This is a genomic window from bacterium (assembly GCA_020444325.1).
Lineage (GTDB): Bacteria > Bacteroidota > Ignavibacteria > SZUA-365 > SZUA-365 > BM516.
Map to the genome: position 1 here is coordinate 338,613 of JAHLLD010000005.1, position 11,297 is coordinate 349,909.

The window sequence follows — 11,297 nt, forward strand, 5'->3', positions numbered from 1 at the left end:
TATGATGCACCGTGGGTCGGATCTCGAAGATATCCTCTGCCTCTGAGCATGGAAAAACGGAATGATGGAAAAATGGAAATATGGCATCGGGCGCATGTTTCCATTTTTCATTCATTCCATCTTTTTATCATCGGCAAAGGCCCCGGGCAACTGAATACCCGGGGCCTTTGCCGTAAGTCAGGAGATAGCGCGGGAGCTTATTTGCTCAGCACCATCTTGATGGTCTTCGTGAAGCTCATGCCCGACTCGGCGCCGGTCATGGTCACGCTTGCGATGTACGTGCCGCTCGAAAGCTGTGAGCCATCGAACTGTACCTCATGCAGACCCTGGTCCACGTTGCCGTTGACCAGTTCCGCCACCTGACGACCAAGAGCGTCGGTCACGACCAGGCGCACATGCGACTGCTCGGGTACCGCGAACTTGATCATCGTCGACGGATTGAAGGGGTTCGGATAGTTCTGATCCATCGCGAAGCTGGCTGCGGTCGGTGTACCGGCCTTCGGCGTGCCACCGTACCATGGCGTCGTCTGCGCCCAGTTCAGCTTCATGGCGATGTAATCCATGTTGTTGACAACACCGTTTCCGTCCGTATCCATGTAGCAACCCTCAGGCGTGTACCACGGAGCGGCTGCCTGCGGTTTCCATTCGATGTACGTGAACGGATTCGTCTCGGAATCGGCCTGGTAACGCGCGGGACCGCTCAGCCAGGTGGCGCGGAGATTGGCGTTGAAGATGTAGAGGTTCAGTTCACGGCGGTCAACATACGTGACCACACCGTCGTTGTTCACATCACCCGGCCAGACAACGCACGGCTGCTGTCCTTCGCCCACGATGAGCAGGGCCGAAGGATACGGCATGTAATCGCGGTAGGCGTCGCAGCTGTTCTTCGTCCAGAAGTTCACCTCGATCTTGTAGGTGCCCGCCTGGAGCGAAGACGGCAGGTTGATGTACTGAATGCCATCGAGCGTGATGCCATACTGTTTCTGTGCCGTCAGCTGCGTCTGATACGCAAGCTGCTCGCTGGGGATGGAGTAGAAGCTCACGGTCATCGTGATCGTGGCGTCGAAATCGGGGAAGGCCACCGAGTAATGCACACCGATGCTGCCCGGTGCTTCGGCGTAGGCGGCAGGATACCCCTGTCCGTCAACAAAGTCGTAATTGACCGAGCCCGGCGTGATGTAGCAGGCTTCGTCAGCGCCCATGTAGGGCTGAATACGATCTTCACCATCGATATCGTCTGTCACCTGGGTGAGAAGTGTACCGAAGAGATCGGTGTCGTCTTCCGAAGGCGATGTCAGGTGCAGGTCTCCTGTGTACATGTCCTTGAAGGAAACGGTTTTGGAAATGGAGTTGGCGTCCATACCGGAGGCACCCTGCAGGGCTCCGAGGCTGGCGCGGGATCCACCCCAGTACACGAAGTTGTTACCAGCCGTGTAGAACAGGTTATAATCGGATCCATTGATGTATCCGTTGCCGTTCACGTACCAGGCATAGCCGTCGCCCGTGTGGTAGAACATGTTGTTGTAGAACTCGCTGCCCTGGGCGTAGTACGAGTACACGGCGTAGCTGCTCGTATAGTTCGAGTTGATATGTACTGTGTTATGGGCAAACAGCGTGTTGTAGTCACGATAGCCGTAGATACCGTAGTACGTACGTGTGGTCGTATTCAGGATGGAGATCATGTTGTTGGCGAAGATGGAGTTACCCGACTGGTAGTAGTTCTCGTAGTAGAAATACACACCGTAGGCATATGCGCCACCGTCGGAATAGATCATATTCCGTTCGATCTGCGAATCATAACCGTAGTAGAAGGAGCAGGGATAGTGGTATGTATACGTGTTCGTCGGCTCCTGGTAGATCTTGTTGTCGAGGAACTTGATCTTTCCGAGATACACGCCATAGTAGGGGCGATAGTACTGACCGGTAAACTCGTTGCCCTGGATGAGGTTGTCATCCTCGGTCGAGGTCGTTCCGCCGCCGTACATGTACATGCCGTAGGAACCTTCGCGGATACCGCAGTTGAGGAAAGTTGTACGGTCGTTATTCGTACCGGTATTCGAGTACACAACAGCGACATACGTCGATGTGGAATTCACGTTTGGTGAAATAAGCTCGAGATTGTCAAACGTGCAATCCGTAGACGCACCGTCGAAATAAATGACGCGTCCGTACGAATTGTTGGTCGCTTCCATGGTCATGTTCTTGAAGGTCACGAACTTGGCGGAACCCAGTGCGACGATATAGTTGTCGCCTGTGCCGCTTGCATTCCAGACCAGCTCGACATCCGCCTTGTTCCCGGTTTCGGACTGGAAGGTGATGGTGTTGATGGCGGAGGCGCCGTCAATACCCTGCAGACCGATTTGCTCATTGTACGTTCCGGAGCGGACGTTGAATACCACCGGACCGCATACGCCGTACTGGTTGAGATCCGCCACTGCGGAGGCGAAGTCGGAATAATCCGGTGACGCGCCACCGAGGGTGAACGTGCCGCTGAGGGCCGGCTGAACTGTTACGTCAAGGGAATCGTTGGCGGAGAAGCTGTCGTTGGTGTTATTCGGGTTTGAAGTCCATGCGACGATGTGCACAGGCACGCCGGCGGCGAAGTTATGCGATCCAAGGGTGATCGTTGCGTCAGCCAGTGTCGGCATCGGTGTTGTGTAATTGATCGCCGTCTGCGGCACGCCGTTGAGCGACCAGTTAATGGTCACACTGTTGAGCGTGTTCGTCCCGAAGTTTTTAAGATTGACTTTGATGTCCTGCTGCCCGGCGCAGAAATTCACCGGGGAGAGCAGCTTCGAGATGCCTGCATCGTCGGGCAGCGCCGGCGACATGTCGATTCCAAAGCTGTAGCGGGCATAGTCAGCACCGTATCCGCCAGTCGCGGAACAAGAGGATCCTCCGTAAATACGGCGATATCCGCCACCACTGGTGTTGTAATAACGCACGTAGAAGCCGCCACTGTATCCATCCTGACAGATATTCACAATCAGAGCCTGGCTCGGATTGTAATAGAACGGCGTCTGCAGTGTGATACCAATCCAGTCGTTTGTGTTTCCGCTGGCCAGCGTGGTGCTGGAGGCATTATAGCAGGTGGTCAGACCAGTCGTGAACGTTGTTGTGTACGGAAAACTCGTCGTCGTGCTCTGTCCGAGCTTCACGGTCAGGTTCGTGAACGTCGGGTTGGTGGTTGAGTTTCCACGCTTGAACCAGATTTTGGTAATGTTTCCGGAGTAAGCGCCGGTGAACTCGTTCGCCAGGTAGTGATGCTCGGTGTGAGGAGAAGTTGTTGTCGAGAAGGGAAAAACATTCGTTCCCGAAGCATTATCTACATAATACTGCGGTGTTTGCGCCTGGGAAACGAACGTCCCCAGAAGGAGGAAGACGCTGACCGCGAGTCCGCGGATAAGCATCGACCGTGGGTTGGTCTGTAGCGTTTGAGACATCCTGTACCTCATATTTACTGGTGGGACACTGCGTGATTGTTCTATGTTGTCTCTGGAATGCGGTAGGAGGTGGGACTCCGATGCATTGAGTAATTACTGGCATTCTCCGTGGATGGTTATCGCGTCTTGCCTCTGACAGCAGGCCTGTCTGGTTGTGGCTAAGCTGGATACCTGGGCAACAACAGGGATTGACACTATCACTACGGCGTGATATCGCCAATCCAATCATCATTTCCGTTCCATCAACCTGGCAGATTGAGTTGTCTGCCTCTATTGTCAGATCGCAGCTGTCTGTAGCTAGTGAATAAAAGATACAGTGAAAAGTAGCATTATGTCAACCGGAATCGGTTTTTACGTGCATTTTTTTCACAGTGTGAATAATGGGCATGCAGGTGGGGAAATTTGAGGGGAAAATGGGGGTATTGTGAAGCAAGTGCCAAAAAACCGGGTCCCTGTTACTGGGGACCCGGTTTCAATGAGGTATAGCTAATAATGATCGAGGCCCTGTTCAGGAGAATGAACAGGGCCTCGATCAAGAAGTCAGCTGTGAGCAGCGGGAGCTTATTTATTCAGCGCCATCTTGATGGTTTTGGTGAAGCTCATGCCGGATTCGATACCGGTCATGGTCACGGTTGCGATGTAGGTACCGGTGCTCAGGTCACTGGCATCGAAGAGTACATCGTGAATTCCCTGGGCTTTGTTGTCGTTAACCAGTTCCGCCACCTGACGACCAAGAGCGTCGGTCACGACCAGGCGCACATGCGACTGCTCGGGAACCGCGAAGCGAATCGTCGTCGACGGATTGAAGGGGTTCGGGTAGTTCTGATCCATCGCGAAGCTGGCTGCGGCAGGAGCGCCCGACTTCGGCGTGCCGCCGTAGTACGGAGTCGTCTGTGCCCAGTTCAGCTTCATGGCGATGTAGTCCATGTTATTGACAACGCCGTTTCCGTCAGTATCCATGTAGCAACCCTCCGGTGTGTACCACGGGGCGGCTGCCTGCGGTTTCCATTCGATATACGTGAACGGATTCGTCTCGGAATCAGCCTGGTAACGCGCGGGACCGTTGAGCCAGGACGTACGGAGATTGGCGTTGTAGATGTAAAGATTCAGTTCGCGGCGATCAACGTAGGTCACGATGCCATCGTTGTTGACATCACCCGGCCAGACGACGCACGGCAGTTGTCCTTCACCGACGAGGAGCAGGGCCGTGGGATACGGCATGTAATCGCGATATGCGTCACAGCTGTTCTTCGTCCAGAACACCACTTCAATCTTGTAGGTGCCGGGCTGGAGGGAGGGAGGAAGTGTGATGTACTGAATGCCGTCGAGATTGACGCCGTATTGCTTCTGCGCGGTAAGCATTGTGGAATAGACAAGCTGCTCAGAAGGAATGGCATAGAAATTCACCGTCATGTTGATGGTTGCATCGTACTCAGGGAAGGCCACCGAGTAATGCACACCAATGCTGCCGGGTGCTTCGGCGTAGGCGGCAGGGTAACCCTGTCCGTCGACGAAGTCATAGTTGACCGAGCCCGGCGTGATGTAGCAGGCTTCGTCCGCACCCATGTACGGCTGAATGCGCACTTCGCCGTCAATATCGTCGGTGACCTGGGGAAGAAGCATCCCGAACAGGTCCGTGTCATCCTCCGAGGGCGAGGTCAGGTGCATATCGCCACCGTACAGGTCCTTGAACGACACAATTTTGCTGATGGAATTCGCATTCATTCCGCTGGCGGCCTGGAAGGCCGCGAGGTCGGTGCGTGCACCGCCCCAGTAGGCGATGTAGGTGCCGTTCGTATACCAGTTGTTGTAATCCATGGCAGACACGTATCCGTTGCCGACTTCATACCAGCAATATCCTGCACCCGTCTGATGCATGATATTATTGTAGATCTGGCTTCCGTTGGCATACGGGGCATAGACGAGGTAGCTGCTGGCATACGGCGTGTTGCTGTGGAAGGTGTTGTGCGCGAACAGGGTGTTGTTCATCTGATACGCGTACATGCCATAATACACCTGCGGACAGTCGAGCAAGTCAACCATGTTGTTCACGAAGCGGGAGTTGCCGCTCTGGTAGTAATTCTCGTAATAGAAGTACACACCGTAGCAGTAGGTGCCGCCGTAGGAAATGATCTTGTTGCGTTCGACCTGGGAATCGTATCCGTAATAGAAGGCCACGGGGTAGTGGTAGGTGTACGTGTTGTTCGCGTCCTGGATAACGGTATTGTCAAGGAACTTGATCTTTCCGAGATAATAACCGTAGTAGGGACGATAGTACTGACCGGTGAATTCACAGCCCTGGATGAGGACGTCATCTTCGGTGCTCGTCGTGCCGCTGCCGTACATGTACATACCATATCCACCCTCACGGAAACCGCAGTTGATGAAGCTGGTACGATGGTTGAGTGTGCCGGTATTCGAGCAGACTGGGGCGAGATAGTTGGAGGTCGAATTGACGTCAGGAGCGATGAGCTCGAGGTTTTCGAAGGTACAGTCGGTGGAACCACCATCGAGGAACACCACGATGCCGTACGAAGTGTTGGTCGCACGCATGGTCATGTTTCTGAATGTCACAAATTTTGAGGATCCCATGGCGACGACATAGTTATCGCCGGTGCCACTTGCGTTCCAGATGATTTCGACATCTGTCTTGTTTCCAGTCTCGGACTGGAATGTGACCGTATTGATGGACGAGGTACCGGCGATGTCCTGCAGTCCGATCTGCTCATTGTACGTTCCGGAGCGGATGTTGAAGACGACGGGACCGCACACACCGAACTGATTCAGGTCAGCTACCGCAGCGGCGAAGTTGGTGTAATCCGGGGATGCTCCACCGATGGTGAAGGTGCCGCTCAGTGCAGGCTGCACCGTCACGTCGAGCGAGTCATTGGCTGAGAAACTATCATTTGTGTTGTTCGGATTGCTGGTCCATGCCACGATGTGCACGGGCACACCAGCTGCGAAGTTCTGGGAACCGAGGGTGATGGTCGCATCGCCGAGCGTCGGCATCGGTGTCGTGTAGTTGATGGGTGTCTGCGGTACGCCGTTCAGCGACCAGTTAACCGTGACACTGTTCAACGTGTTCGTACCATAATTCTTCAGGTTAACCTGGATGGGATGCGTGCCGGCGCAGAAGTTCACTGGACTCAGTAGCTCGGAGATACCAGCGTCATCAGGCAGTGCCGGCGACATATCCACACCGAAGGCATAGCGGGAATAATCCGAACCAGATCCGCCCGTTGAAGAACATCCGGCTCCGCCGTAGATACGGCGATATCCACCGGTGCTTGCGCTGTAATAGCGAACGTAGAAGCCGGTCGAATACCCATCATGACAGATAGTCACGATAAGTGACTGGCTGGGATTATAGTAAAACGGAGTCTGCAGCGTGATGGGAATCCAGTCATCGATCGCACCGCTGGGCAGTGTCACCGACGAAGCATAGTATACGGTGGAAAGTCCCGTGGCAAATGTTGTCGTATATGGGAAGTTTGTTGTCGTGCTCTGTCCGAGCTTCACAGTAAGATTCGTGTACGTCGGGTTGGTGGTGGCATTGCCACGCTTGAAGTAAATCTTCGTGATGTTCCCAGGATACGCGCCGGTAAGCTCATTGGGAATATAATTATGCTGCGTATGGGAGGAGGTTGTCGTCGCGAAGGGATAAACGTTGGTGCCTGTTGCCTGATCGCAGTAGTACTGCGGCGTCTGAGCGAACAGAGTCCCACTCATGATGAGCAGTGCTGCAAACAGTGATGGCCACCTGCGCCAGCGACTGCCGTACCGCGGGATCGGTAATAGTTGCTTCATGGAATACCTCGTGGATATGGATGTGGAATGGATCTGCGTTGGTCTGCAGGTAGAATACAAATGGTGCTTTGGAACAGGCCTTGGACAGGACGCCATTCTCCGCACTCCTTTCGTAGCAACTGGTTGGGTTGGAAGTATATCTATGAAAATGCTCGGCACGCGCCGCCGTCAGTGCTTCCGTGTATCAGCATTCCCGGTATCCCGCTGTTGGACAGCGGTCTGAGTAAGTATACCGGGAATGTGATGACACTGCTTGAGGTCCGAAACAACTGGATCCATCAATTAAAGATGCGCGAATATACACCGTGACGATTCCCCCAGTCAATGGCCTTATTTTCACGCTGTGCCACCCGTTCACGCGACATTCCGCCCGTCCGTAATGCCCGGTGTGCCCTCGGGGCACAACAGCCCTCGGGGCACAACAGCCCTCGGGGCACAACATATACGGCAAAGGCCCCGGGCAATTGAATGCCCGGGGCCTTTACGGTAAGTCAGGAGACAGCGCGGGAGCTTATTTGCTCAGGGCCATCTTGATGGTCTTCGTGAAGCTCATGCCCGATTCGGCACCGGTCATGCTCACGGTTGCGATGTACGTCCCGCTCGAAAGCTGCGAAGCGTCGAACTGCACTTCATGCAGACCCTGGTCGACGTTGCCGTTGACCAGTTCCGCAACCTGACGTCCAAGCGCGTCGGTCACCACCAGGCGCACATGCGACTGTTCGGGAACCGAGAACTTGATCATCGTGGTCGGATTGAAGGGGTTCGGGTAGTTCTGATCCATCGCGAAGCTGGCCGCGGCCGGCGTGCCGGACTTCGGCGTGCCACCGTAGTACGGAGTCGTCTGTGCCCAGTTCAGCTTCATGGCGATGTAGTCCATGTTGTTGACAACGCCGTTACCGTCGGTATCCATGTAGCAACCTTCGGGGGTGTACCACGGGGCGGCTGCCTGCGGCTTCCACTCGATGTAGGTGAACGGATTGGTCTCGGCATCGGCCTGGTAACGGGCGGGACCGCTCAGCCAGGTCGAACGCAGGTTGGCGTTGTAGATATAGAGATTGAGCTCGCGGCGGTCAGTGTAGTTGACGATGCCGTCATTGTTGACGTCACCCGGCCACACGACGCAGGGCTTCTGTCCTTCACCCACGACGAGCAGAGCGACAGGATACGGCATGTAATCGCGGTACACGTCGCAGCTGTTCTTCGTGTTGAAAATGACTTCGACCTTGTAGGTGCCTGCCTGCAGCGACTGCGGGAGGGTGATGTACTGCACGCCGCTCAGCGGCATGTTGTATGCCTTGGCTGCCTGGAAGCTGGTCTGCCATGCGAGGGTGTTGGTGGTCACGTCGAAGAACTGCACGGTGAAGGTGACCGTGGAAGCAAACTCGGGGAAGGTGACCGAGTATTCGACACCGACGGTGCCGGGTGCTTCGGCGTAGGCGGCGGGGAAGCCGTTGCCATCGACGAAGCTGTAGTTGAGGCTGCCCGGTGCGACGTAGCAGGCTTCGTCGGCGCCACGGTAGGGATTGACGCGCGCTTCGCCGTCGAAGTCATCGGTCACTGCCGGGAGCAGGGTGCCAAAGAGGTCGGTGTCGTCGTCGGAGGGACTCGCCAGGTGCAGGTCGCCGCTGTTGACGTCGGCGAAGCTGACGGCCTTCGTGATGGAGTTCGCATCCATGCCCGTGTATGCCTGCAGTGCGTTGAGATCGGCGCGTGCACCACCCCAGTAGATGAGGTTGTTGCCGTTCGAGTACCAGACATTGTAGTCGGAAGAATTGACGTATCCGTTGCCGACTTCGTACCAGCAATAACCCGCACCGGCCATGTACATGATGTTATTGAGAATGTCGCTGCCCTGCGCATACGGTGCATAGACCAGGTAGCTGCTGGTATATGTCGTGTTGGTGTAGAAGGTGTTGTGTGCGAACAGGGTGTTGTACATACGGTATGCATACATGCCGTAGTACACCTGCGGACAGTCGAGCAAGGTCACCATGTTGTTGACGAAACGAGAGCTGCCATTCTGGTAGTAATTCTCGTAGTAGAAGTATACACCGTAGCAGTACGTGCCGCCGTAGGAGACGATCTTGTTGCGCTCGACCTGGGAGTCATATCCGTAGTAAAACGCCACCGGATAATGATAGGTGTAGGTATTGTTCGCATCCTGGATAACGGTGTTGTCGAGGAACTTGATCTTGCCGAGATAGTAGCCGTAGTAGGGACGGTAGTACTGGCCGGTGAATTCGCAGCCCTGGATCAGGACATCATCTTCAGTGCTTGTGGATCCACTGCCGTACATGTACATGCCGTAGCCGCCTTCGCGGATGCCGCAGTTGATGAAGCTGGTGCGGTGGTTGAGCGTACCCGTCGCGGAAAGCACGGGGGACACGTAGTTGGAAGTGGAGTTCACATCCGGTGAAACCAGCTCGCAGTTGATGAAGCTGTTGTCGGTGCCACTGCCGCTGAAATACACGGCCGCGCCGTAGGAGGTACCCAATGCGGTGATGGTCATATCCTTGAAGGTTACCCACTCAGCCAGTCCGATGTTCACCACCCAGTTGTCGGCGGTGCTTGAGGCCTGGTAGGTCAGGTTGACATCGTTCTTGTTCCCGGTCTCGGACTGGAAGGTCACGGTGTTGACCGAGGAGGCGCCGGGGACAGCATCGAGCTCGATTTGCTCGTTGTAGGTGCCAGGACGCACGTTGAAGACCACGGGACCGCAGAGACCGTATGCGGTCAGATCAGCTGCTGCATCACTGAACGTTGCATAGTCCGGAGAGGCACCGCCAATGGTGTAGGTCCCGGAAATTGCAGCCTGGACGGTGACGATGGCAGTGTCGTTGCGCGAAACCGTGTCAGGCACGCCGTTCGGCATCGTCGGCCATGCGGCGATGGTGTAAGGAATACCCGACTGGAAGTTCATGTTGGCAAGCGTCACCTGCGTCGAGCGCGTGGTGATGTTCAGGGTATCCAGCAAACCGGTCCAGCTGTACGGGGTCTGTGCAACGCCGTTCAGCGACCAGTTGATGGTTGCCGAGGTGAGAGGATTCGTGCCGTAGTTGCGAAGTGTCACGGTGACATCTTCGTTACCCGCGCAGAAATTCATCGGGGAATCGATGGAGTAAATACCTGCGTCATCCGGACCGGTGATGGGCGGAATATAATAGACTTCGGTACGGGCGATGGAGCCACCGGTTTCCTGCGAGCAGCCACCGACCGGCCATGTGCCAGACTGCCACACCATGCGCGTGAGCGTACACGACTGTCCGAGGATCGAGGAAGTGAACGGACCGGCAGGAGTTGCGTAGGAGTTGTAGTTGGTCGTTCCGCCACCACTGCGTGCGCCGAAAACGGCGATGTGGTCGCCGGCATTAATCTCGACATAACAGGAAATAATGTTCGTGCCTGTCACGTTGGTCCACAGTCCCAGCGTCGTGCCGGTCGCTGTGGTCGGATATGCGGGAGGAGTATTGGCAAACTTGATGATCTGCACACTCTGCGGCGTGGTACCGACATCAGTCGGAACGCGAACGCCAACAATCACGAAATCGGTAGGAGCGGTGAACCAGAATCCACGGACCTGTGAGGCCGTGTAGGTGCTGCCGTAATTCGGCAGGGGGATCATGGTCTGGGCCTGCAGGGCAAGCGGTGAGAGGAGGAAAAGCAGTGCTACAAGAATAGCAGCCCGGCTTCTCTCGAGCGGGCGAGATTGTAGCTGAGTATTCATGACTACCTCATGGATTGGGTATTGGTGGAGCTTTCACTGCCCGATCCTCAGAGCCGAGGTGGCGACAGGCAGGTGGAAGCGATTGGAATTCCTTATAGGAACCTTTTCTTAAATAGTACGATAGTTCAAGGCAATCGAATATACATGCATGGAATCAGGAAAGCAATAGCAACATGTGGCAGTTGCGCACAGGGCCAAAAATGCAGATCGCAGATTACGAATCGCAAATTGCAGATTTCAGATGGCAAACCGGGCAGGAGCGGGGATCGCTTCCCGTTGTGTGTCCCGGGATGCTTGCTGGATGCCCGGAAGCAATCCCTGAT

General features: G+C 55.3%; 3 protein-coding genes. All 3 read right to left on the bottom strand.

What is annotated here, in order from left to right; all coding sequences use genetic code 11:
* Positions 1-197: 197 nt before the first annotated feature.
* The 3 genes from KQI65_09435 to KQI65_09445 all read right to left on the bottom strand — a co-directional run bounded on the left by KQI65_09435 (position 198) and on the right by KQI65_09445 (position 10,974).
* Positions 198-3,443 carry a T9SS type A sorting domain-containing protein gene (locus tag KQI65_09435; protein MCB2204962.1) on the bottom strand — a complete coding sequence of 1,082 codons (3,246 nt, stop codon included), beginning with the start codon at positions 3,441-3,443 and terminating at the stop codon, positions 198-200.
* A 561-nt stretch (positions 3,444-4,004) separates the two neighbouring features.
* Complete coding sequence (locus KQI65_09440; GenBank protein MCB2204963.1) at positions 4,005-7,250, bottom strand: T9SS type A sorting domain-containing protein; 3,246 nt, start codon at positions 7,248-7,250, stop codon at positions 4,005-4,007.
* Positions 7,251-7,761: 511 nt separating this feature from the next.
* Complete coding sequence (locus tag KQI65_09445; GenBank protein MCB2204964.1) at positions 7,762-10,974, bottom strand: T9SS type A sorting domain-containing protein; 3,213 nt, start codon at positions 10,972-10,974, stop codon at positions 7,762-7,764.
* Positions 10,975-11,297: the final 323 nt, after the last annotated feature.